22 protein-coding genes are annotated in these 23,332 nt (G+C 70.1%); 10 read left to right on the top strand and 12 right to left on the bottom strand.

Going from position 1 to position 23,332, the window contains the following annotated elements; translation table 11 throughout:
- Window positions 1–73 precede the first annotated feature (73 nt).
- From PGH47_RS23950 to PGH47_RS23925, 6 genes are all read left to right on the top strand, one after another.
- Window positions 74–1,906, top strand: a complete 1,833-nt coding sequence (locus tag PGH47_RS23950; RefSeq protein ID WP_271665156.1) for a phosphatidylglycerol lysyltransferase domain-containing protein — start codon at window positions 74–76, stop codon at window positions 1,904–1,906.
- Window positions 1,907–1,954: 48 nt separating this feature from the next.
- A complete protein-coding gene (gene folP, locus PGH47_RS23945) occupies window positions 1,955–2,881 on the top strand; it encodes a dihydropteroate synthase (protein ID WP_271665155.1) in 927 nt (308 codons plus the stop codon).
- Window positions 2,878–3,381, top strand: a complete 504-nt coding sequence (locus tag PGH47_RS23940) for a nuclear transport factor 2 family protein (RefSeq protein WP_107904543.1) — start codon at window positions 2,878–2,880, stop codon at window positions 3,379–3,381. Before folP ends, PGH47_RS23940 begins: the two co-directional genes overlap by 4 nt.
- 388 nt (window positions 3,382–3,769) lie before the next feature.
- Complete coding sequence (gene folB / locus PGH47_RS23935) at window positions 3,770–4,129, top strand: dihydroneopterin aldolase (RefSeq protein WP_107904545.1); 360 nt, start codon at window positions 3,770–3,772, stop codon at window positions 4,127–4,129.
- Window positions 4,126–4,737, top strand: a complete 612-nt coding sequence (gene folK / locus PGH47_RS23930) for a 2-amino-4-hydroxy-6-hydroxymethyldihydropteridine diphosphokinase (RefSeq protein WP_271665154.1) — start codon at window positions 4,126–4,128, stop codon at window positions 4,735–4,737. Before folB ends, folK begins: the two co-directional genes overlap by 4 nt.
- Window positions 4,738–4,794: 57 nt before the next feature.
- The gene (locus PGH47_RS23925; RefSeq protein ID WP_271665153.1) at window positions 4,795–5,283 is read left to right on the top strand and encodes a DUF3180 domain-containing protein; all 489 of its coding nucleotides are present in this window, start codon (window positions 4,795–4,797) and stop codon (window positions 5,281–5,283) included.
- A 26-nt stretch (window positions 5,284–5,309) separates the two neighbouring features.
- On the opposite strand, the gene folE is transcribed toward PGH47_RS23925, so the two are convergent.
- The 6 genes from folE to dacB all read right to left on the bottom strand — a co-directional run bounded on the left by folE (window position 5,310) and on the right by dacB (window position 13,138).
- The gene (gene folE, locus PGH47_RS23920; protein WP_107904551.1) at window positions 5,310–5,915 is read right to left on the bottom strand and encodes a GTP cyclohydrolase I FolE; all 606 of its coding nucleotides are present in this window, start codon (window positions 5,913–5,915) and stop codon (window positions 5,310–5,312) included.
- A gap of 140 nt (window positions 5,916–6,055) precedes the next feature.
- Window positions 6,056–8,095: an ATP-dependent zinc metalloprotease FtsH gene (ftsH, locus tag PGH47_RS23915; RefSeq protein ID WP_107904554.1), complete on the bottom strand. Its 2,040-nt coding sequence runs from the start codon at window positions 8,093–8,095 to the stop codon at window positions 6,056–6,058.
- 207 nt (window positions 8,096–8,302) lie between these two features.
- Window positions 8,303–8,863 carry a hypoxanthine phosphoribosyltransferase gene (hpt, locus tag PGH47_RS23910; protein ID WP_030944032.1) on the bottom strand — a complete coding sequence of 187 codons (561 nt, stop codon included), beginning with the start codon at window positions 8,861–8,863 and terminating at the stop codon, window positions 8,303–8,305.
- Between the two features lie 71 nt (window positions 8,864–8,934).
- Entirely contained in the window at window positions 8,935–10,098 is a 1,164-nt protein-coding gene (tilS, locus tag PGH47_RS23905) for a tRNA lysidine(34) synthetase TilS (RefSeq protein WP_271665152.1), read from the bottom strand.
- Window positions 10,099–10,310: 212 nt separating this feature from the next.
- Window positions 10,311–11,450, bottom strand: coding sequence for a zinc-dependent metalloprotease (locus PGH47_RS23900; RefSeq protein ID WP_271665151.1), 1,140 nt, complete (start codon window positions 11,448–11,450; stop codon window positions 10,311–10,313).
- 71 nt (window positions 11,451–11,521) lie between these two features.
- Complete coding sequence (dacB, locus tag PGH47_RS23895; RefSeq protein ID WP_271665150.1) at window positions 11,522–13,138, bottom strand: D-alanyl-D-alanine carboxypeptidase/D-alanyl-D-alanine endopeptidase; 1,617 nt, start codon at window positions 13,136–13,138, stop codon at window positions 11,522–11,524.
- A gap of 94 nt (window positions 13,139–13,232) precedes the next feature.
- On the opposite strand from dacB, the gene PGH47_RS23890 reads away from it, so the two are divergent.
- Complete coding sequence (locus PGH47_RS23890) at window positions 13,233–13,724, top strand: inorganic diphosphatase (protein WP_015658794.1); 492 nt, start codon at window positions 13,233–13,235, stop codon at window positions 13,722–13,724.
- Window positions 13,725–13,842: 118 nt separating this feature from the next.
- Entirely contained in the window at window positions 13,843–15,474 is a 1,632-nt protein-coding gene (locus PGH47_RS23885) for a threonine/serine ThrE exporter family protein (RefSeq protein WP_271665149.1), read from the top strand.
- Window positions 15,475–15,501: 27 nt separating this feature from the next.
- On the opposite strand, the gene PGH47_RS23880 is transcribed toward PGH47_RS23885, so the two are convergent.
- Entirely contained in the window at window positions 15,502–16,470 is a 969-nt protein-coding gene (locus tag PGH47_RS23880; protein ID WP_271665148.1) for a DedA family protein, read from the bottom strand.
- Window positions 16,471–16,607: 137 nt separating this feature from the next.
- On the opposite strand from PGH47_RS23880, the gene PGH47_RS23875 reads away from it, so the two are divergent.
- A complete protein-coding gene (locus PGH47_RS23875) occupies window positions 16,608–16,973 on the top strand; it encodes a YbjQ family protein (RefSeq protein ID WP_107904560.1) in 366 nt (121 codons plus the stop codon).
- A 16-nt stretch (window positions 16,974–16,989) separates the two neighbouring features.
- On the opposite strand, the gene PGH47_RS23870 is transcribed toward PGH47_RS23875, so the two are convergent.
- On the bottom strand, window positions 16,990–17,751 hold the full coding sequence (locus PGH47_RS23870) for a MerR family transcriptional regulator (RefSeq protein WP_271665147.1): 762 nt from the start codon (window positions 17,749–17,751) through the stop codon (window positions 16,990–16,992).
- 88 nt (window positions 17,752–17,839) lie between these two features.
- Between PGH47_RS23870 and PGH47_RS23865 the strand changes: the two genes are divergently transcribed.
- Window positions 17,840–19,258: a glutamate decarboxylase gene (locus tag PGH47_RS23865; RefSeq protein ID WP_271665146.1), complete on the top strand. Its 1,419-nt coding sequence runs from the start codon at window positions 17,840–17,842 to the stop codon at window positions 19,256–19,258.
- An 18-nt stretch (window positions 19,259–19,276) separates the two neighbouring features.
- Here PGH47_RS23865 and PGH47_RS23860 read toward each other — a convergent pair whose 3' ends face one another.
- The 4 genes from PGH47_RS23860 to PGH47_RS23845 form a co-directional block, all read right to left on the bottom strand.
- The gene (locus PGH47_RS23860; RefSeq protein WP_271665145.1) at window positions 19,277–20,038 is read right to left on the bottom strand and encodes an ABC transporter permease; all 762 of its coding nucleotides are present in this window, start codon (window positions 20,036–20,038) and stop codon (window positions 19,277–19,279) included.
- On the bottom strand, window positions 20,035–21,015 hold the full coding sequence (locus tag PGH47_RS23855) for an ATP-binding cassette domain-containing protein (protein ID WP_271665144.1): 981 nt from the start codon (window positions 21,013–21,015) through the stop codon (window positions 20,035–20,037). Before PGH47_RS23855 ends, PGH47_RS23860 begins: the two co-directional genes overlap by 4 nt.
- Window positions 21,016–21,086: 71 nt before the next feature.
- A complete protein-coding gene (locus tag PGH47_RS23850) occupies window positions 21,087–21,728 on the bottom strand; it encodes a PadR family transcriptional regulator (RefSeq protein WP_271665143.1) in 642 nt (213 codons plus the stop codon).
- A 103-nt stretch (window positions 21,729–21,831) separates the two neighbouring features.
- On the bottom strand, window positions 21,832–23,292 hold the full coding sequence (locus PGH47_RS23845; protein WP_271665142.1) for an aldehyde dehydrogenase family protein: 1,461 nt from the start codon (window positions 23,290–23,292) through the stop codon (window positions 21,832–21,834).
- Window positions 23,293–23,332: the final 40 nt, after the last annotated feature.

Here is a 23,332-nt window from a genome sequence, read left to right as displayed (position 1 = left end):
CCCGAATCGGCACCGGATCCAAGGTCTCTCGCAGAACTAATGGGATGCGATGTCTGTCAGGACAGATGTGGAAATGTCGGGCAAGGTTCCTCAACGATCTCCCCAGCTGGGGCATCTGTCGAGCCGCGTGCGGAACGTGCTGCGCGGCCCGCGCCCCGAGGCCGTTCCCGTCCTCCTCGGCAGGGCCTGCGCCCTGGTCGGCCTGCTGGACGTCGCCGCCGGCGTCTTCCCGCGCTTCCGGCACAGCCGTATGCACGCCATCGCCGAGGTGCTGCCGGGCGCGACGGGCCCGTTCGCGGCCGCCCTCTCGCTCAGCGTCGGCGTGCTGTTGCTGCTGCTCGCGCACGGCCTCAAGCGCGGCAAGCGCAGGGCCTGGCGCGCCGCCGTCGTCCTGCTGCCGGCCGGAGCGGTGGCGCAGTTCACCTACCGCCACTCCGTCATCGGCGTCCTGATCTCCCTCGCGCTGCTCGCGCCCCTGCTGCGCCACCGCGACCAGTTCGCGGCCCTGCCCGACCCGCGCAGCCGCTGGCGCGCGCTCGCCAACTTCGTCCTCATGGGCGCCGGTTCGCTCGCCCTCGGCCTGGTCATCGTCAGCGCCCACCCCAAGACCCTCGTCGGCGACCCGAGCCTGGCGGACCGCATCACCCACGTCCTGTACGGCCTGTTCGGCTTCGAGGGCCCGGTCGACTACCAGGGCACCACCTCCTGGACGGTCGCCTTCTCCCTCGGCGCCCTCGGCCTGCTCACCGCGATCACCACCATCTACCTGGCCTTCCGCCCCGAGCACCCGGCCGCCGCCCTCACCGAGGACGACGAGGCCCGGCTGCGCGCCCTGCTCGCCAAGCACGGCGGCCGCGACTCCCTCGGCCACTTCGCGCTGCGCCGCGACAAGGCCGTCGTCTTCTCCCCCAGCGGCAAGGCCGCGGTCACCTACCGCGTCGTCTCCGGCGTGATGCTCGCCAGCGGCGACCCCATCGGCGACGTCGAGGCCTGGCCCGGCGCCATCGAACGCTTCATGGACGAGGCCAAGGCCCACTCCTGGACCCCCGCCGTCATGGGCTGCTCCGAGACCGGTGCCGAGGTCTGGACCCGCGAGACCGGGCTCGACGCCCTCGAACTGGGCGACGAGGCGGTGGTGGACGTCCCGGATTTCTCGCTCGCCGGCCGCGCGATGCGCAATGTGCGCCAGATGGTCAAGCGCATCGAGCGCGCCGGTTACGAGACCCGGGTACGCCGTGTCCGTGACCTCGGCGAGACCGAGCTGGAGCGGATCCGCCAGGCCGCCGAGGACTGGCGCGGCACCGACACCGAGCGCGGCTTCTCCATGGCGCTCGGCCGCGTCGGCGACCCGTCAGACGGCGACTGCCTGATCGCCACCGCCCACAAGGCGGACGACGAGCCGGGCCCCTACGGCGACCTCAAGGCGATCCTGCACTTCGTGCCCTGGGGCACCGACGGCGTCTCGCTGGACCTGATGCGCCGCGACCGCGCGGCCGACCCCGGCATGAACGAACTGCTGATCGTGGCCGCCCTCCAGGCCGCCCCCAAGTTCGACATCGCGCGCGTGTCCCTCAACTTCGCCATGTTCCGCTCGGCCCTGGCACGCGGGGAGAAGATCGGCGCGGGCCCCGTGCTGCGCGCCTGGCGGGGACTGCTGGTCTTCCTCTCCCGCTGGTTCCAGATCGAGTCGCTGTACAAGTTCAACGCGAAGTTCCAGCCCCGCTGGGAGCCCCGCTTCGTGGTCTACCGCGCCTCGGCCGACCTGCCCCGCCTCGGCCTCGCCGCCATGCAGGCGGAAGGCTTCGTGAACATGGCCCTGCCGCTGCCCCGCTTCCTGCGCCGCCGCACGGCCACGCGACGCCCCTGCCCACACCGCGCGCCGGAACGGGACATCCAAGCGGCCTAGGGGCAGTGGCGCGCTCGGCCCACCCGGCGGAGCGCATACGCTGAACGTATGAGCAAGCAGAGCGGACGCGGGCGCGTCGCGGGCCTCCCCCAGTGGGACCGGTGCGCGGTCATGGGAGTCGTCAACGTGACCCCGGACTCCTTCTCCGACGGCGGCCGCTGGTTCGACACGACGTCCGCCGTCAAGCACGGCCTCGCCCTGGTCGAGGAGGGCGCCGACCTGGTCGACGTCGGCGGCGAGTCCACCCGCCCCGGCGCCACCCGCGTCGACGAGGCCGAGGAACTGCGCCGCGTCATCCCCGTCGTCCGCGGCCTCGCCGCCGAGGGCGTCACGATCTCCGTCGACACCGTGCGCGCCTCCGTCGCCGAGCAGGCCCTCGCCGCCGGCGCCGCCCTCGTCAACGACGTCAGCGGCGGCCTGGCCGACCCCGCGATGATCCCCGTCGTCGCCGACGCCGGCGCCCCCTTCGTCGTCATGCACTGGCGCGGCTTCCTCGACGGCGGGAACGTCAAGGGCGTGTACGCCGACGTCGTCGCCGAGGTCGTCGAGGAGCTCCACGCACGCGTGGAGGCCGTCCTGGAGGGCGGCATCGCCCCCGACCGCGTCGTCGTCGACCCCGGCCTCGGCTTCTCCAAGGACGCCGAGCACGACCTCGTCCTCCTCGCCCACCTCGACCGGCTGCTCACCCTCGGCCACCCCCTCCTCGTCGCCGCCTCCCGCAAGCGGTTCCTCGGCCGCGTACTCGCCGGGCCGCAGGGCGAGCCGCCGCCCGCCCGGGAGCGCGACGCCGCCACGGCCGCCGTGTCGGCACTCGCGGCCCAGGCCGGCGCATGGGCCGTACGCGTCCACGAAGTACGCGCCACGGCGGACGCTGTGCGCGTCACCCGCGCCGTCGAGGAGGCCCGCGACGCCGGAACCGCACCCGGCGCGCAGGCCGGGCGCGGCGGCGCGCACGGCTCTGAAGGAGCCCGGTGAGCGCCCCCCACACCGACGTCGAACAGGTGGAGGCAGCCAACACCGCCTTCTACGAGGCCGTGGAGCGCGGCGACTTCGAGCAGCTGTCCAAGCTCTGGCTCACCCCGACCGACCTCGGCGTCGACGAGACCTACCACGACCCGGCCGACGCCGGCGTGATCTCCTGCGTGCACCCTGGCTGGCCGGTCCTCACCGGACGCGGCGAGGTCCTCAGGTCGTACGCGCTGATCATGGCGAACACTGACTACATCCAGTTCTTCCTCACCGACGTGCACGTCTCCGTCACCGGCGACACCGCCCTGGTGACCTGCACCGAGAACATCCTCAGCGGCGGCCCCGCGCCCGACGCGGGCGAGGAGCTCGGCCCGCTCGTCGGCCAGCTCGTGGTCGCCACGAACGTGTTCCGGCGCACCACCGAGGGCTGGAAGATGTGGTCCCACCACGCCTCGCCGGTTCTGGCCGAAAACGACGAGGACGAAAGCGACGACACCCCCGCCTGAGTGGGTAGGCGCCGTACAGGACCGACAGGACCGACAGGACCGACAGGACCGACAGGACCGACGGGACCCACCAGGCTCCCTCAGGGGTCCCGGGGACGACCACGGTGACGCGCCCGCGCCCGCACGACCACCCGCAAGGGGACCCGCGGGTGCCCGCCGGAACCAAGAAGTGGTTGGAATCACTTGTGTGCGGGTAGGCGCGGCTACCAACCCGTGAGCCGCCGGATTCCCCAGGGGAAACACATGGTGAATCCTGCCGGCCCCGAACCGGGCACACGCCCCCGTGGCCCGGCCCTGTCAGTGCCCGCAGGTAGATTCGTTCGAGGCCGGTGTGCCGCCCGCACACGGCACCGACCGGCCGTCACCGACGATTGCAGGAGTGATTCGCGTGGATCGTGTCGCGCTGCGCGGCCTGAAGGCCCGCGGGTACCACGGCGTGTTCCCCGAGGAACGCGCTCAGGGTCAGATCTTCGTCGTGGACCTCGTCCTCGGCCTCGACACCCGGCCCGCCGCCGCGGACGACGATCTGGCGAAGACCGTGCACTACGGCATCGTGGCGGAGGAGGTCGTGGCCGTCGTCGAGGGCGACCCGGTCAATCTCATCGAGACGCTCGCCGAACGCATCGCCCAGGCCTGTCTGAAGCACGAAGGGGTCCACGAGGTCGAGGTCACCGTCCACAAACCGGACGCGCCGATCACGGTCCCCTTCGACGACGTGACCGTCACCATCACCCGGAGCCGAGTATGACTGCACCCTTCATCAAGGGCCCCAGCGACCCGACCGTACAGCCGGTACCCGCCTCCGTCGTCGAGCAGGTCGACGCCGCCGACACCACCCTCAGCAACCCGAAACGGGCCGTGATCTCCCTCGGCTCCAACCTCGGCAACCGCCTGGAGACCCTCCAGGGCGCCATCGACGCGCTGGAGGACACCCCCGGCGTCCGCATCAAGGGCGTCTCCCCCGTCTACGAGACGGAGCCCTGGGGCGTCGAGCCGGGCAGCCAGCCCTCCTACTTCAACGTCGTCGTGGTCCTCAAGACCACGCTCCCCCCGTCCTCCCTGCTGGAGCGCGCGCACGCGGTCGAGGAGGCCTTCCACCGGGTCCGGGACGAACGCTGGGGCGCACGCACCCTCGACGTCGACATCGTCTCCTACGCCGACGTCGTCTCCGACGACCCGCACCTCACGCTCCCCCACCCCCGCGCCCACGAACGGGCGTTCGTCCTCGCCCCCTGGCACGACCTGGAACCCGAGGCCCAGTTGCCCGGCCGCGGCGCGGTCGCCGAACTGCTCGGCACCATCACCCTGGACGGCGTGGCGCCGCGCGTGGACCTGGAACTCCAGCTGCCCGAATAGTCGTTAAGGTCAAGACGACCACAATCCGCGGGCACCCGGGGGAGCTGAAGGAACACCGTGAGAGAGCTGCGCATCAGGCTGCTGGCCGGCGTGTTCATCATCGCCGGAGTCCTGTCCTGGGCGGGTGCCCGCCTGTGGAACGCCGTCGGGACCCTGCCCAGCGTCCCCCTGGCCGCCCCCATCGTCCTCGCCCTGATCGCCGTGGTCCTGCTGTCCACGGCGATCTCGATCCGCGCCCGCCTCAAGGCGCAGCGCGAACGCGACCCCGAAGCCAAGGGCGTCGACCCGCTGATGGCCGCCCGCGCGGTCGTCTTCGGCCAGGCCAGCGCCCTGGTGGCCGCCCTGGTCGCCGGCATGTACGGCGGCACGGGCGTCTTCCTCCTGGAATACCTCGACATCCCCGCCCGCCGCGACCAGGCCATCTACGCCGGCTTCTCGGTCCTCGCCGGCCTCGGCGTAATAGCGGCAGCAGTCTTCCTGGAACGAGTCTGCAAACTCCCGGACGACGACGAACACAACGGCGCGGGGGCTACGCCTACGACGTAGCCGCGGGAGGATCGGCCCGCGGTGAGTCAGCGGGCCATGATGAGGCTCATCGCCTCGTTGCGCGTCGCCGCGTCCCGCAGCTGACCGCGCACCGCCGACGTTATGGTCTTCGCGCCCGGCTTGCGGATGCCGCGCATCGACATGCACATGTGCTCGCACTCCACGACGACAATCACCCCGCGCGGCTCCAGGATCTCCATCAGAGAGTCAGCGATCTGCGTGGTGAGACGTTCCTGCACCTGCGGCCGGCGGGCATAGACATCCACCAGCCGGGCCAGCTTGGACAGCCCCGTGATCTTGCCGGACGTGGCCGGGATGTATCCGACGTGCGCGACGCCCCGGAACGGCACCAGATGATGCTCACAGGTCGAGTACACCTCGATGTCCTTCACGAGCACCATCTCGTCGTGACCGATGTCGAACGTCGTGGTCAGGACGTCCTCGGGCTTCTGCCACAGGCCCCCGAAGATCTCCTTGTACGCCCGCGCCACCCGCGCCGGCGTCTCCCTGAGGCCCTCGCGGTCCGGGTCCTCGCCGACCGCGATCAGCAGTTCGCGTACGGCGTTCTCGGCGCGCTTCTCGTCGAACTCGCCGATGCGGCCCTCGCCGTCCAGCGTCACGGGGTCGGTCATGTGGTGCCTCGTTCCTTCGCGGGTGGCGCGTGTGGGTCACGCGTCTGAACTGCGGGCATACGAAAATGCCGCGCCCCCCAGGCTAGAACCAGGGGGGCGCGGCATCCATTCCGGGCCCGGTGCGCTCACCGGGTGGGGCGTCAGCTCTCGGGACGCTCCTCGGGAGCCGGCTCCGTCGCCGGGGCGGGCTCCGTCACCGTCGACTTGGCGGTGCTGATCGCCGGGGTCGCGCCGTTGGCGCCGTTCGTCAGGGCGAGCTCCTTGGGGGAGAGCACCGGCGGACGGGTGGACGGCGTGCGGCGGGAGGACCCGGTCCAGGCGGGCCGCGGGGGACGCTTGACGATGGTGGCGAAGACCTCGGCGATCTCCTCCTTGCCCAGCGTCTCCTTCTCCAGCAGCTGGAGCACCAGGTTGTCGAGGACGTCGCGGTTCTCGACCAGGATCTCCCAGGCCTCGTTGTGCGCGTTCTCGATGAGCTTCTTGACTTCCTCGTCCACCAGCGCGGCGACCTCTTCCGAGTAGTCGCGCTGGTGAGCCATTTCACGTCCGAGGAAGGGCTCGGTGTTGTCGCCGCCGAACTTGATCGCGCCGAGACGCTCGGTCATGCCGTACTGCGTGACCATCGCGCGAGCGGTGGTCGTGGCCTTCTCGATGTCGTTGGCGGCACCGGTGGTCGGGTCGTGGAAGACGAGCTCCTCGGCCGCGCGGCCGCCCAGCATGTAGGCCAGCTGGTCCAGCATCTCGTTGCGGGTCGTGGAGTACTTGTCCTCGTCCGGCAGGACCATGGTGTAGCCGAGCGCGCGACCTCTGGACAGGATCGTGATCTTGTGGACCGGGTCGGAGTTCGGGGAAGCCGCCGCGACCAGGGCGTGTCCGCCCTCGTGGTACGCGGTGATCTTCTTTTCCTTGTCCGACATGATCCGGGTCCGCTTCTGCGGGCCCGCCACGACGCGGTCGATGGCCTCGTCCAGCATCTGGTTGTCGATGAGCTTCTTGTCCGAGCGGGCGGTGAGCAGCGCGGCCTCGTTGAGGACGTTGCTCAGGTCCGCGCCGGTGAAGCCCGGCGTGCGGCGGGCGACCGCCGACAGGTCGACGTCCGGGGCGACCGGCTTGCCCTTCTGGTGAACCTTGAGGATCTCCAGACGGCCCTGCATGTCCGGGCGGTCGACCGCGATCTGGCGGTCGAAGCGGCCGGGGCGCAGGAGGGCCGGGTCGAGGATGTCGGGCCGGTTCGTCGCGGCGATGAGGATCACGCCGCCCTTGACGTCGAAGCCGTCCATCTCGACGAGCAGCTGGTTCAGGGTCTGCTCGCGCTCGTCGTGACCGCCGCCGAGGCCGGCGCCGCGGTGGCGGCCGACAGCGTCGATCTCGTCGACGAAGACGATCGCCGGGGCGTTCGCCTTGGCCTGCTCGAACAGGTCTCGGACTCGGGAGGCACCGACACCGACGAACATCTCGACGAAGTCGGAACCGGAGATCGAGTAGAAGGGCACGCCCGCCTCGCCGGCGACGGCGCGCGCGAGGAGCGTCTTGCCGGTTCCGGGAGGCCCGTAGAGCAGTACGCCCTTGGGGATCTTGGCGCCCACGGCCTGGAACTTGGCGGGCTCCTGGAGGAATTCCTTGATCTCCTGGAGTTCCTCGACGGCCTCGTCCGAGCCGGCGACGTCCGAGAACGTCGTCTTGGGGGTGTCCTTGGTGATGAGCTTCGCCTTGGACTTCCCGAAGTTCATGACTCGGGAGCCGCCGCCCTGCATCTGATTCATCAGGAACAGGAAGACGACGACGATGAGGACGAAGGGGAGCAGGGAGAGCAGGATCCCGACGAACGGGTTCTGCTTGGACGGCGAGACCGTATAGCCGTCCGGGATCTGCTTGTCCTGGTACTTGTTCTGCAGCGTGCTGGCGATGGTCACGCCTTGGTCGCCGATGTAGCTCGCCTGGATCTTGGTGGCGCCCTCGACCTTTTCGCCGTCCTTGAGCTGGACCTTGATGGTGTTCTCGTCACCAGTGGTCAGCTTGGCCGACTCGACCTTGTTGTCATTGATCGCCTGGACGACCTGGCCGGTGTCCACCGTCTTGTAGCCGCCGGACGAGCCGACGACCTGCATCAACACGACCACGGCAAGGACGGCCAGCACGATCCACATGACCGGCCCACGGAAGTATCGCTTCACGTCCATCCATACGGAGCGGTGCCGCCCCGTCCCTCCTGCCATAGTGAGTTTGATAAGACAGTTCTTCTGACGGTACCCCAGCTTCGTCGCGCGAAGCCGCACGGGACGGCTGGCAAGCCCGTCTGCATGCTCCAACGGCGCGAGGCCCGCCGGGGTTCCCGATCTTCGTACGGTGCTTGGGCCCTTCGGGTCCGCGGTCGCGGACCGTGGGGCTCAGCCGCCGTAGACGTGGGGCGCGAGCGTACCGACGAACGGGAGGTTGCGGTACTTCTCGGCGTAGTCGAGGCCGTAGCCGACGACGAACTCGTTGGGGATGTCGAAGCCGACCCATTCGACGTCGATGGAGACCTTCGCGGCGTCCGGCTTGCGCAGCAGGGTGCAGATCTTCAGAGTCTCGGGCTCGCGCGAGCCGAGGTTGTTGATCAGCCAGGACAGGGTCAGGCCGGAGTCGATGATGTCCTCGACGATCAGGACGTGCCGGCCCTTGATGTCGGTGTCGAGGTCCTTGAGGATCCGCACGACACCGGAGGACTGGGTGCCGGCGCCGTAGGACGACACCGCCATCCAGTCCATGGTGACGGGGGTGGACAGCGCCCTGGCGAGGTCGGCCATGACCATCACCGCGCCCTTGAGGACACCGACGATGAGCAGGTCCTTGCCTTCGTACTCCGCGTCGATCTTCGCTGCCAGCTCTGCCAGCTTGGCGTCGATCTCTTCCTTGGTGATGAGTACCTGCTGGAGGTCGGCACCCATGTCTTTCGCGTCCACCCGCATCACTTTCGGTCGGTCGTCCCGCATTCTCGGCTCACCGGCCCCTCCGTGGTCTGCTGTGGAGGGGTCGGGAATCAGCCTTGCCGAATCACCAGTCTGCCACCCTGCCGCTGCGCGACGACTTTGCCGGGGAGGTTGATGGCTCCCTGGCCGCGCCAGCCGGTGATCAGACGGTCGACTTCCTCGATGTGGCGGGCGAACAGCGAACCGGCGGGCGCTCCGGCCTCGATGGCGGCGCGGCGCAGGATCCGGCGGCGTACGGCGGGCGGCAGCGCGTACAGCTTGGCGCACTCCAGGAGGCCGGTCGCGTCGCGGACGCCGGCCTCGGCCTGGCTGGCCCAGGCGTCGAGGGCGTCGGCGTCGTCGCGGGAGAGCTGGGCGGTGCGGGCGAGAGCCTCCACGACGCCTTTGCCGAGTGCCTTCTCCAGGGCGGGCAGGCCTTCTTGGCGCAGGCGGGACCTGGTGTACGCGGGGTCGGAGTTGTGGGGGTCGTCCCAGACCGGCAGGGCCTGGACCATGCAGGCCTTGCGGGCGGTCTGCCGGTCGAGTCCGAGGAAGGGGCGGCGGTAACGGCCGCCGGCCCCCGAGACCGCGGCCATTCCGGACAGGGAGCGGATGCCGGAGCCGCGGGCGAGGCCGAGGAGGACGGTCTCGGCCTGGTCGTCGCGGGTGTGGCCGAGGAGGACGGCGATGGCGCCGTGGCGTACGGCCGCGTCGTCGAGGGCGGCGTAGCGGGCGTCGCGGGCCGCGGCCTCGGGTCCGCCGGTGCGGCCGACGGTCACGGCGAGGGACTCGGCCGGTTCGAGGCCGAGTTGGCGCAGGCGCAGGACGACTTCTTCGGCGCGCAGGTCGGAGCCGGGCTGGAGGCCGTGGTCGACGGTGATGCCGCCGGCGCGGATGCCGAGTTTGGGGGCTTCGAACGCGAGGGCGGAGGCGAGGGCCATGGAGTCGGCGCCGCCGGAGCATGCCACGAGCACGAGCGGGGAGGGGGGCCGCTCGTGCGGGGCAGCGCGCGGGGGCTCCTGGAGGCTCTGGCCGGGGAGCTCGTACGACGTTTCGAGTGCGGTGCCCAGGGCGGCGTGCTGTGTGCCGGGGGACGTCGCGGGCGTCCTGGGGGAGGCCGCGCGCCTGCTGCTGGGCGCGGGCACGTCGTAGATGCGGCTGTGTTCGGTGAGGATGTCGTGGAGGACGCGGCGGACCGCCAGGCGTATCGCCGCGACCGCAGGATGGGGACCCATGTCCGGTTCCCTTCATGAAGTTGTCGGGGGGTGAGCCCGAAGCTCGGTCACTCAGAGTGTGTAGATGGTGACAGAACTGGGCCGTTCCCCGAGCATTGCACGCCTACCCATGGCTCACGGTCCCTCGGACGGGTGATTGCAGGGGCGTTCGCCTGCCGTCGGCCGGATTCGGTTCACGACCTTCGTATGAGATGCACGACTCGGCGCGTGTTTCACGACTCCGCCTTGCGGTGCACCCGCGCGATCCAGTCCGCCGGTTTGGCGATCTCCGTCTTGGTGGGGAGGGTGTTCGGGGACGTCCACACGCGGTTGAAGCCGTCCATGCCGACCTGTTCCACGACGGCGCGTACGAAGCGTTCGCCGTCTCGGTACTGGCGCAGTTTGGCGTCCAGGCCGAGCAGTTTGCGCAGGGCCATGTCCAGTCGGGAGGCGCCCTTGGCGCGGCGCTGCTGGAATTTCTCGCGGATCTCGGCGACGGACGGCACGACGGCGGGGCCGACTCCGTCCATCACGAAGTCGGCGTGGCCTTCGAGGAGGGACATCACGGCGGTGAGGCGGCCGAGGATCTCTCGCTGGGCCGGGGTCTGCACCAGTTCGACGAACGAACGTCCGCCGTCGTCCTCCTCCGCCTCGGGCCGGCTGCCGGAGAGGGACTGGGCGGCTTCGCGGATGCGCTCCAGGACGGTCATGGGGTCGACGTCGGTCTCCCCCAAGAACGACTGGATTTCGCCCTCCAGGTGGTCCCGCAGCCAGGGCACCGCGCTGAACTGGGTGCGGTGGGTCTCCTCGTGCAGGCACACCCACAGGCGGAAGTCGTGGGGCTGTACGTCGAGTTCGCGCTCCACGTGGACGATGTTCGGGGCGACGAGGAGGAGGCGGCCGCCGCCGCTCGGTGAGCCAGGGGGGCCGCCCGCCGGGAGGTCGCGGGTGGCGGGGGCGAAGGTCTCGTACTGGCCGAGAACGCGGGAGGCGAGGAAGGACAGCAGCATGCCGAGTTCGACGCCGGTGACCTTGCCGCCGACCGCGCCGAGGACGGCGCCGCCGGGGCTGGTGGTGCGTCGTTCCTGCATCTTGTCGAGGAGGGGCTTGAGGATCTCCCGGAAGCCGGCGACGTTCGCCCGGACCCAGCCGGGGCGGTCGACGACGAGGACCGGGGTGTCATGGATGTCGTCCGTGCCCATACGGGTGAAGCCCCGGACGTGTTCCTCCGAGGCCTTGGCATGTCGGCGCAGCTCGGCGACGACGGCGCGGGCCTCGTCGCGGCTCACCTCCGGGCCCGGCCGTACGAACCGGGTCGCGGTCGCCACCGCGAGATTCCAGTCGACCATCTCGGCACCACCGATGCTCGTCATGTGTCAACCGTACGTGAGCGGTCCCACTTGGGGCAGGCCGTGGTGCGTGGCGGTGGCGGTGGCCGGTGAGGTCAGCGGCAGCCGCAGGACGCCAGTGCGGTGGCGGTCCTGTCCAGTGCCGACCGGGCGGCTTCCACGTTGTCGCCGGTGGACAGGAACGCGAAGGCGAGGAGCCGGCCGTCCTGGTCGACGACGGTGCCGGCCAGGGAGTTCACGCCGTGCAGGGTGCCTGTCTTCGCGCGGACGATGCCGGCCGCGCCGTCGGTGTAGCGGGTGCTGAGGGTGCCGGTGAAGCCGGCCACGGGGAGGCCGGTGAGGACGGGGCGGAGTTCGGGGTGGGCCGGGTCGGCCGCCTTGGCGAGCAGGGCGGTGAGCAGGTCGGCCGTCAGCCTGTCGGCGCGGTCGAGGCCGCTGCCGTCCTTGATGTCGGTGCCCGCGACGGGGAGGCCGAGCTTCTTCAGGCGGTCCCTGATCGCCTTGCCCGCGCCGTCGAAGTCGGCGCGTACGCCGCTCGCGACGGCGGTCTGGCGGGCGAGGGCCTCGGCGATGTCGTTGTCGCTGTTGGTGAGCATGCGCTCGACCACGGAGGACAGGGGCGGTGAGGAGACCTCGGCGAGCGGTTCGGCGCGGTCGGTCGCCTTCGAGGGGCCGGGCGCGCTGGTCTTGATGCCGTGGTCGGCGAGGAGGTCCGCGAATCGGGCGGCCGCGTCCCTTGCGGGGTCGTCCACCCGCTTGACCGGGCCGCTGGTGGAGTCGTTGGTGCGGGCCTCGTCGACCATGAGGGCGCTGACCAGGGCGAGGTTGGGGTTGTTCCCGATGGGGTGCAGTTCGGAGCCGGCGTAGAGAGTCTTGTCGTACGAAAGGGTGACCTGGCGTACGTCCTGCTTCTTCAGGGCGCGGGCGGTGCGGTCCGCGAGTTCGCGCAGGCTCGCCCAGCCGTCGGCGTCCTTGCGGGCGGTGAGTGTGGGGTCGCCGCCGCCGACGAGGACCAGTTCGCCGGTGTCGGGTTCAAGGGCGGTGCGGGTGGTGAGGCGGTGGTCGGGGCCGAGGGCCGCGAGGGCGGCGACGGCGGTGGCGATCTTGGTGGTGGAGGCGGGGGTGAGGGCCTTGCCGGAGTCGTCGCCGTAGAGGCGTTCGCCGCTGGCGACGTCGACGATCGCCACGGACCTGCTGCCGAGCGCCGGGTCGGCCAGGAGCGGGCCGACGAGTCCGGCGACGGCCTTGCCGTTCGGGACCGATCCGGCGGTGCCGACGCCGCCGCCGAGGCCGGTCAGGACGGAGGCCGCGCTGGGGGCGGGGCGGGGTCCTTCGGCCGAGGTGCCGGAGGAGTCGGAAGTATCGGTATTACGGCCGTGATCTGTGCCACCCGTACGTTCCTGGGCGGCCGCCCGGTCCCGCTCGGCCGTACGCTGACCGGTGGAGTCCCAGGGGCCGGCGGCGGTCACCACTCCGGCGGCCAGCGCCAGTCCGGCGGTGGCGGCGCCCGCGGTGTACTGCCAGGTCTTCGGCCTGGTGATCCGTGCGGCCTGCGGCAACGCGGCTCGGGTGAGCCGTACGACCCGCGGTTTCGCGGCCGTCGCGGCGCTCGCGAGTCGTGGCCGGACGGCCTCCGCGGCTCGTGCCAGACGGGGTCGTACGGCGCCCGCGACCCGCGTCACATGCGGTTTCGCGGCTCGCCAAGGCCTCATCTCCGGCACGATCACCAGCCCCTTTCGCGATCACACACCTGCGTGAGGGACACTTAACCACCAGAACTATGTGTTGATCATGGAGGAGCCACCGGTGGAGTTCGACGTCACGATCGAGATTCCGAAGGGTTCGCGGAACAAGTACGAGGTGGACCACGAGACCGGTCGGATCCGCCTGGACCGTCGCCTCTTCACCTCGACCGCCTACCCGACCGACTACGGCTTCGTCGAGAACACCCTCGGCGAGGACGGTGACCCGCTGGACGCGCTGGTCATCCTGGACGAGCCGACGTTCCCGGGCTGCCTCATCAAGTGCCGCGCGATCGGCATGTTCCGTATGACGGACGAGGCCGGCGGCGACGACAAGCTGCTGTGCGTGCCGGCGACGGACCCGCGCCAGGAGCACCTGCGTGACATCCACCACGTCTCGGAGTTCGACCGCCTGGAGATCCAGCACTTCTTCGAGGTGTACAAGGACCTGGAGCCCGGCAAGTCCGTCGAGGGCGCCGACTGGGTGGGCCGTACCGAGGCCGAGGCCGAGATCGAGCGTTCCTACAAGCGCTTCAAGGACCAGGGCGGCCACTGAGGCAGATCCTTGGCTTTTGGCCATGTGAACGGGCTGTACGCGTGCGCGTGCAGCCCGTTCGTGCGTCTGTGCGCATACTGAGTGCGGCAGGAGGTGTCGTACGAGGAGTGCTGCGCACGTGACGGAAGCGGAGGACCGCAAACCGCAGTCGGACGAGGCGAGGATGGCTTTCACGCCACCGGCCGGTATCGAGGTGGGGGACAGCGAGTCGGAGACCACCTCCGAGTTCGCCCTTCCCACGGGGCTGGACGTACCGCAGCCGCCGTCCTCGGAACCGGAGGGCTCGGCGTTCAGCGCGCCGGGCGGGTACAGCGTCGAGGACGCCTCGCCGGCGTTCACGCCCGCCACCGGCATCCCGCGGATAAGCCTGACGAAGGACCTGCCCTGGCAGGACCGGATGCGCACGATGCTGCGCATGCCGGTGGCCGAGCGGCCCGCGCCGGAGCGGATGCCGAAGGTGGAGGAGGAGGGTCCGGCCGTCCCGCGCGTGCTCGACCTGACCCTGCGTATCGGTGAGCTGCTGCTGGCGGGCGGTGAGGGCGCGGAGGACGTGGAGGCCGCGATGTTCGCGGTGTGCCGGTCCTACGGCCTTGACCGCTGCGAGCCGAACGTCACCTTCACGCTGCTGTCGATCTCGTACCAGCCGTCGCTCGTGGACGATCCGGTGTCGGCGTCACGTACGGTACGGCGGCGCGGCACGGACTACACGCGCCTGGCGGCCGTGTACCAGCTCGTCGACGACCTCAGCGATCCGGAGAGCCACATCTCCCTGGAGGAGGCCTACGGGCGGCTCGCGGAGATGCGGCGCAACCGGCACCCGTACCCGACCTGGGTGCTCACCTCGGCGAGCGGGCTGCTCGCGGGCGCGGCCTCCGTGCTGGTCGGTGGTGATCTGATCGTGTTCGTCGCGGCGATGCTCGGCGCGATGCTCGGCGACCGGCTGGCGTGGCTGTGCGCGGGGCGCGGGCTGCCGGAGTTCTACCAGTTCACGGTGGCGGCGATGCCGCCGGCCGCGATAGGGGTCGCGCTGACGCTGACGCACGTCGACGTGAAGGCGTCCGCGGTCATCACCGGTGGGCTATTCGCGCTGCTGCCCGGGCGGGCCCTGGTCGCGGGTGTGCAGGACGGCCTGACCGGCTTCTACATCACCGCGTCCGCGCGCCTGCTGGAGGTCATGTACTTCTTCGTCGGCATCGTGGTCGGCGTGCTGGTCATCCTGTACTTCGGGGTGAACCTGGGCGCCAAGCTGGACCCGGACGCGGCGCTGAACATCTCGCCGCGGCCGTACTGGCAGATCGCCGCGTCCATGCTGCTGTCGCTGACCTTCGCGGTGCTGCTCCAGCAGGAACGGTCCACCGTGCTCGCGGTGACCCTCAACGGCGGTGTCGCCTGGGTCGTGTACGGCGCCATGCACTACACCGGCGAGTTCTCGCCGGTTGCCGCCACGGCGGTCGCCGCGGGGCTGGTGGGGTTGTTCGGGCAGCTGATGGCCCGCTACCGGTTCGCGTCGGCGCTGCCGTACACCACCGCGGCGATCGGGCCCCTGCTGCCGGGTTCCGCGACGTACTTCGGACTGCTGTCGATCGCGCAGAACAACGTCGACAAGGGGCTGGTGTCGCTGGCCACGGCCGCCTCGCTGGCCATGGCCATCGCGATCGGGGTCAATCTGGGATCGGAGATCTCGCGGCTGTTCCTGCGGATCGGGTCCCCGGAAAAGCGACGAGCCGCCAAACGCACCCGAGGGTTCTAGTGCCTGGCAGCTCGCTCGCGGGGTGTCTCAGTAGCCCTGGTTGGGCGGGTACTGCTGGTTCTGCTGGTTCTGCTGTCCGCCGTAGGGCTGCTGCTGGCCGTAGCCCTGGGGGTACTGCTGGGCGTACGGCTGCTGGGGCTGGTTGCCGTAGTACTGCTCGTCGTAGCCGTACTGCCGGCCGTCCTGGTTGCCGTAGTGCTGCTGGTCCTGGTTGCCGTAGTGCTGCTGGTCCTGGTTGCCGTACGACGGGTCCTGGTTGCCGTAGGGCTGCTGGGGCCGGTCGTCGGAGGGGATGCGGCGCAGCTGGGTGGTCGCGTCGTCCATCTGCTGGTGCTGCTGCTGAGGCTGTGCGGCGGCGGGGGCCTCGGCCGCGGCGCGCTTCTTCTTGGCGCGCTCGCGCAGGACCTCGATGATGATCGGGACCACGGAGACGAGGACGATCAGGACGAGGATCGCCTCGACGTTCGTCTTGATGAACGTGATCTGGCCGAGCCAGTAGCCCGCGAGCGTGACGCCGGTGCCCCAGGCGATACCGCCGATGACGTTGTAAGTGAGGAACGTGGCGTACCTCATGCGGCCGGCGCCCGCCACGATGGGGGCGAAGGTGCGCACGATCGGCACGAAGCGGGCCAGCACGATCGCCTTGGGCCCGTACTTCTCCATGAACTCGTGGGCCTTCTCCAGGTTCTCCTGTTTGAAGAGCTTGGAGTTGGGCCGGCTGAACAGCTTCGGGCCGAAGAACTTGCCGATCATGTAGCCGACCTGGTCGCCGATGACGGCCGCCAGGACGATGAGCGTGCAGACCAGCCACAGCGGCTGGCTGATGTAGTTCCCCTCGGCCACGAACAGACCCGCCGTGAACAGCAGGGAGTCCCCGGGCAGGAAGGCGAAGAGACCGGACTCGGCGAAGACGATCAGCAGGATGCCTGGGAGGCTGAAGGTCTCGATCAGATAGTCCGGGCTGAGCCACTCGGGGCCGAGCGCAAGCGTGGTCACGGGATTGTGGCTCCTGCGGGGAAGGGGCGGGCGGGCTGTGACTGGCGAGTCAAAAATATCAACGCTGCGCCGGTCGCCCAGGTTCCATTGACCCGTTCAGGATGCACTGTGCGCCCGCTGGGACAAAGCTGTGAGCCATGGGCATCGAAGAGTACGGCGGCGGGCAGGGGCCCCGTCCTGACGTTCTGGTAGTCACCACGAACGACATTCCCGGCCATCGGGTCACGGAGGTCATCGGTGAGGTCTTCGGGCTGACCGTGCGCTCCCGGCACGTCGGCAGCCAGATCGGTGCCGGGCTGAAGTCGCTGGTCGGCGGTGAGCTCAAGGGGCTCACCAAGACGCTCGTGGAGACCCGTAACCAGGCCATGGAGCGGCTCGTCGAGCAGGCACGCGCGCGTGGCGCGAACGCTGTGCTGGCGTTCCGCTTCGACGTGACCGAGGCGGCCGACGTGGGCACCGAGGTGTGCGCCTACGGGACCGCGGTGGTCCTGGCCCGGGAGTAGGGCCCGGGCCAGGACGTCAGGAGGAGTGCCGGGCCGCGTTCGCGAGGATCGCGGCCCGCAGGTGCTCGGCGAGGCCGGGACGCATGGTGTCGTAGAACGCCTTGAAGCGTTCGTCGGCGACGTACATCTCGGCGAGGCACTGGTGCATCTCGTAGCCGCACTCGTAGTACCAGCCGCTGATGTGCCGGCGGTGTTCCTCGGCCAGGTCCATGGCGCCGTCACCGGTGGGCGGTTCACCGGCGGCCATCAGGGCGACGTAGCGCTCGCTCCACTCGTTCGCCTCCGCCTGCAGCCTCTTCCAGTCCTCCTTGGTGTAGCTCGCGGCGCGGCGCTGTGACTCGGCGTACGACTCCGTGCCGCCCCAGCGCCGTTCCGCCTCCTCGGCGTACTGCTCCGGGTCCTTGTCGCCGAAGACCTCGAAGCGCTCCTCCGGCGTCAGATTGATTCCCATCGTGCGTGCCTCCATGGCGTGCTCCACGGCCTCCGCCATCTTGCGCAGCTGCTCGATCCGGGCGGTCAGCAGCTCGTGCTGCCGGCGCAGGTGTTCGCGCGGGTCCGCGGCCGGGTCGTCGAGCAGGGCGGCGACCTCTTCGAGCGGGAAGCCCAGCTCTCGGTAGAACAGGATCTGCTGCAGCCGGTCGAGGTCGGCGTCGTTGTAACGCCGGTGGCCCGCGTGGCTGCGCTCGCCCGGTACGAGCAGGCCGATGTCGTCGTAGTGGTGCAGGGTGCGCACCGTGACGCCGGCGAAGCCCGCGACCTGTCCCACGGAGTAGCTCACTTCCGCTCCCTTCTCGGTTCGCGTTCCACACTGAGGCCTCACGCGGCGTGAGGTGCAAGCCGGGCAACGCGGAACTACCGTCGATTACATGCCACTGCATCGTGGGAACACCGAGGCCCCGGACGGGGACGGCCCGCGCAGGCTGTCCGTCAACCCCTTCTTCGGCGAGGCGAACCCGGTCGGCGGGATGACCGAGGCTCCGCCCAGGCATCGGCTGCCCGACGCCCCCATGGCGCCTTCGTCCGCCTATCAGGTGGTGCACGACGAGCTGATGCTCGACGGCAACTCACGGCTCAATCTCGCCACGTTCGTCACGACGTGGATGGAGCCGCAGGCGAACGCGCTGATGGCCGAGTGCCGCGACAAGAACATGATCGACAAGGACGAGTATCCACGCACCGCCGAGCTGGAGCGGCGCTGTGTGGCGATGCTCGCCGATCTGTGGAACGCGCCCGACCCGTCGTCGGCCGTGGGCTGCTCCACCACCGGCTCCAGCGAGGCGTGCATGCTCGCCGGGATGGCGCTGAAGCGGCGCTGGATGCGGCGCAACGCCGACCGCTACCCGGGGGCGCGCCCCAACCTGGTCATGGGCATCAACGTCCAGGTCTGCTGGGACAAGTTCTGCAACTTCTGGGAGGTGGAGCCCCGGCTGGTCCCGATGGAGGGCGAGCGGTTCCATCTCGATCCGCAGGCGGCGGCCGAGCTGTGCGACGAGAACACCATCGGCGTCGTGGGGATCCTGGGCTCGACCTTCGACGGTTCCTACGAGCCGATCGCGGACCTGTGCGCCGCACTCGACGCCCTTCAGGAGCGCACCGGCCTCGATGTCCCGGTGCATGTCGACGGGGCGTCCGGGGGGATGGTGGCGCCGTTCCTGGACGAGGATCTGGTGTGGGACTTCCGCCTGCCGAGGGTCGCCTCGATCAACAGCTCGGGGCACAAGTACGGCCTGGTCTACCCGGGCGTCGGCTGGGCCCTGTGGCGGGACAAGGAGGCGCTGCCCGAGGAACTGGTGTTCCGGGTCAACTATCTGGGCGGCGACATGCCGACGTTCGCGCTGAACTTCTCCCGGCCGGGCGCACAGGTCGTGGCTCAGTACTACTCGTTCCTGCGGTTGGGGCGGGAGGGGTACCGGGCCGTGCAGCAGGCCGCGCGGGAGGTGGCCGGGCAGGTCGCCGAGGCCGTGGAGAAGCTCGGCGACTTCCGGCTGCTGACCAGGGGCGACCAGTTGCCCGTGTTCGCGTTCACGACGGCCCCGGACGTGAAGGCGTACGACGTCTTCGACGTGTCGCGGCGGATGCGTGAGGCGGGCTGGCTGGTTCCGGCGTACACGTTCCCGCCGCACCGCGAGGACCTGTCGGTGCTGCGGGTGGTCTGCCGCAACGGCTTCTCCACCGATCTCGCCGAGCTGTTCGTTGAGGACCTGACCCGGTCCCTGCCGGAGCTGCGCCGGCAGCCGCACCCCGCCACCCAGGACAAGGGCGCGGCCACCGGGTTCCACCACTAGCGGGTCACGGGCGGACCGTCAGCGGCTCAGGCGCGCGAACCGCCGTACCGCCAGCGGGAAGAACACCGCGAGGAGCAGCAGCGGCCAGACGACGGCCGGCCAGAGGTGTTCGGTGCCGGTGCCGCGGAACAGGTCGCGTGCGGCGGTCGCCGTGTGGGACATCGGGTTCCACTCGACGACCGTGCCCAGCCAGCCGGGCATGGACCCGGGCAGGGCGAGGGCGTTGGACAGGAAGCCGATCGGCCAGACCAGGATCTGCACGGCCTGCACCAGTTCCGGCTTGCCGGCCACCAGGGCCAGGTAAATGCCGATCCACAGCATGGCGAAACGGAACAGCAGGAGCAGTCCCACGGCGCCCAGGAAGGCCACCGGACCGCCGTCCGCGCGCCAGCCGAGCGCGAACCCGACACCCATGAGGGCCAGCAGGGCCAGCGCCGACTGGAGCATGTCGGCGGCCGAACGGCCCACCAGGACGGCCCCGTTGGTCATCGGCATGGACCGGAAGCGGTCGATCACGCCCTTGTTGAGGTCCTGGGTGACCGCGATCATCGTGCCCTCAAGGCCGAAGGCCATGGTGAGCGCGAGCATGCCGGGCAGGAGGTAGTCGATGTAGGAGCCCTCGACACCGCGTCCGCCGCCGATGAGGTAGCCGAACATCAGCAGCAGCATCACGGGGAAGACCAGGGCGACGACGACCTGGACGGGCTGGCGAGCCCAGTGGGCGAGTTCGCGGCGGGTCATGGTCCAGGAGTCGGCCAGGGCATAGGCGTTCGTGCTCATGCGGGCTCCTTCACTCGGTTGTCGTCCCCGGTGAGGTGCAGGAACACCTCGTCCAGCGTCGGGCGCCGCAGTGCCACGTCCTCGGCCTCGATCCCGGCCGCCTCCAGGGCCCGTACGACGCCGGAGAGCGCCGCCATCCGGTCGGTGACCCGGGCGCTGAGCAGCCGGCGGTCGGCGTCGACGGAGACGGTGTCCTTCGGTACGGGCAACAGGGCCACGGCGGCGCCCAGTTGCCCGGCGTCGCGCAGGACGACGTCGATGCGGTCGCCGCCGGTGAGCGCCTTGAGCTCGTCGGCCGTGCCGTCGGCGGTGACCCGGCCTGCGTCGACGACCGAGATGCGGTCGGCGAGCTGGTCGGCCTCCTGAAGGTACTGGGTGGTGAGCAGGACCGTGGTGCCCCCGCCGACCAGGGAGCGGACGGCGGACCAGACCTCGGCGCGGCCGCGCGGGTCGAGTCCGGTGGTGGGTTCGTCCAGGAACAGCACCCGCGGGTCGGTGCCGTGCCGGTTGCCGATGAGCGAGGCGGCCAGATCCAGCCGGCGCCGCATGCCGCCGCTGTACTGCTTGACCGGCTTGCGGCCGGTGTCGGCCAGGCCGAAGCGCTCCAGGAGCTGGCCTGCGCGCACGCCTGCGCGCCGGCCGCCGAGGTGGTGCAGGCGGCCGAACATCTCCAGGTTCTGCCTGCCGTCCAGTTCCTCGTCCAGGGCCGCGTGCTGGCCGAGGAGACCGATGCGCAGGCGCACCTCGTACGCCTGGCGGACCACGTCGTGCCCGGCCACCTCGACGCGGCCGCTGTCCGGCCGCAGCAGGGTGGACAGGATGCGGACCAGGGTGGTCTTGCCCGCGCCGTTCGGGCCGAGCACTCCGTGCACGGTGCCGGCGGCGACCGTGAGGTCGAGCCCGTCCAGTGCGTTCTTGCCGGCTTTTCCGCCGTACCTCTTGCGTGCCCCTTCGACGATGATCGCCGTGTCGGCCACTGAGAACCCCTTCGCTAGTCAAACTTGACTACCAGCCCGAAGCTAATACCCAATCGGTTAGTCAAACTTGATTAGCTGTTGTCGCCGGGGTGCCGCTCCCCCGTCGCGTACGGGTTGTCCTCGTCATCGGCGAGGATCCCGACGAAGGGATCGCCCTCACCGGCGAAGGTGTAGGCGCCGCCCTCGATCCGCCCGATGAGCCCCTGGGTCCACTCGGCCTCGGCGTCGGCGGTGTGGATCCAGAGGTTCATGATCTCGCCGATGTGACCGAGCTGGGCGGGCCCGGCCTCGGGCACATAGTGCTCGGTGACGGCGGAGCGCCACTCCTCGATGCGCCGGATGCGCTCCTTGAGCAGGGCGACGGTCTCGCCGCGCGGCAGGTCGACCATGAAGCCGATGGCCGCCGACTTGACGTCCATCTTCTGGTCGTAGGAGGTCAGGGCCTCGCGGACCAGGCCGAGGTACTCCTCGACGCCACGGTCGGTGATCTCGTACTCCGTGCGCGGCGGCCCGCCGGCCGTGGACGGCGCGACCTCGTGGGCGTGCAGCAGTCCCTGCTTCGCCATCTGCTTCAGGGCGTGGTAGATCGAGCCGGGCTTGGCGTTGGACCACTCGTGCGCGCCCCAGTACTCCAGGTCGTTGCGCACCTGGTAGCCGTGGGCACGCCCGTGCTGGCGCACCGCGCCGAGCACGAGAAGACGGATCGCTGACATGCGCTCCAGGTTAGGTCCGTGACGGGCCGGCGCCGAGGTCAGGCCCCGGTGGCGCACCGCCCTGAAACGGAGCGTGTGCGCCTCGGGGCCTGACTCGGGACGTCTAGAACGGGAAGCCGCTGCGGCCGTGCTGAACGGAGATCCACTTGGTCGTGGTGAAGGCGTCCAGCATCGTCTCGCCGTTGAGGCGGCCGAGGCCGGAGTGCTTCTCGCCGCCGAAGGGGACGATCGGCTCGTCGTGGACGGTGCCGTCGTTCACGTGGAACATGCCCGTGTCGATCTGCTTGGCGAAGGCCACGCCGCGCTCGATGTCGCCGGTGTGGACGGCGCCGCTCAGGCCGTACGGGGTGTCGTTGACGAGACGTACGGCCTCCTCCTCGCCGTCGAAGGTGAGGAGGAAGGCGACCGGGCCGAAGACCTCCTGCTGCAGCAGGGGCGAGTCGGCCGGGAGGCCGCTCAGGACCGACGGCCGGACGAGGTTCTCCGTGGTCGTGCCGTGCACCAGGGCCGTGGCGCCCTCGGCGATCGCCTGCTCGACGGCGCCCGAGATGGCGTCCGCCTGGGAGGAGTTGATGACCGGGCCGATGACGGTCTCGGGGTCGCGCGGGTCGCCGGCCTTGAGGGACTTCACCTTGGCGACGAACTTCTCGGTGAACTCGTCCGCGACCGAGCGGTCCACGAGGACGCGGTTCGCGGCCATGCAGACCTGGCCCTGGTGGACGTACCGGCTGAAGACGGCCGCGTCGACGGCGTAGTCGATGTCGGCGTCGTCGAGGACCACGATCGCGCTGTTGCCGCCGAGTTCGAGGACCGAGCGCTTGAAGTGCGAGGCGCAGACGGTGGCGACGTGGCGGCCGACCTTGTCGGAGCCGGTGAAGGAGATGACCTTCGGGACCGGGTGCTCGATGAAGGCGTCGCCGATCTCGGCGATGTCCGTGATGACGACGTTCAGCAGACCGGCCGGGAGCCCCGCGTCCTCGAAGATCTTCGCGACCAGGGAGCCACCGCAGATCGGGGTGTTCTGGTGCGGCTTCAGCACCACGCCGTTGCCGAGCGCGAGCGCCGGGGCGACCGACTTCAGGGAGAGCAGGAAGGGGAAGTTGAAGGGGCTGATCACACCCACGACGCCGACCGGGACGCGGTAGACGCGGTTCTCCTTGCCGTCCACCGGGGAGGGCAGGATCCTGCCCTCGGGGCGCAGCGCCAGGTGGACCGCCTCGCGCAGGAACTCCTTGGCGAGGTGGAGTTCGAACGCCGCCTTCAGCCGGGTGCCGCCGAGCTCGGCGATGATCGCCTCGGCGATGTCCTGCTCGCGGTCCTCTATCAGGCGCAGAGCCTTCTCGAAGACGGAACGGCGGGCATAGGGATTGGTCTCGGCCCACTGCTTCTGGGCGCGGGCGGCGGCCTTGTAGGCGTCGTCGACCTCGTCGACCGTGGCTATGGTGATCGACGCGAGCTTCTCGCCGTCGTAGGGGTTGAAGTCGATGATGTCCCAGGAGCCGGTACCCGGGCGCCATTCACCGTCGATGTACTGCTGAGCCAGGTCGGTGAAGTAGGACGACATGTGATCCCTCAATCCCTAGCAGACCCGCGATCGGCACGGC

The organism is Streptomyces sp. HUAS 31 (assembly GCF_028198125.1).
GTDB classification, from domain to species: Bacteria; Actinomycetota; Actinomycetes; order Streptomycetales; family Streptomycetaceae; genus Streptomyces; species Streptomyces chartreusis.
The sequence above is the reverse complement of the archived record's forward strand: the minus strand, read 5'-3'. Positions and strand labels throughout refer to the sequence as shown.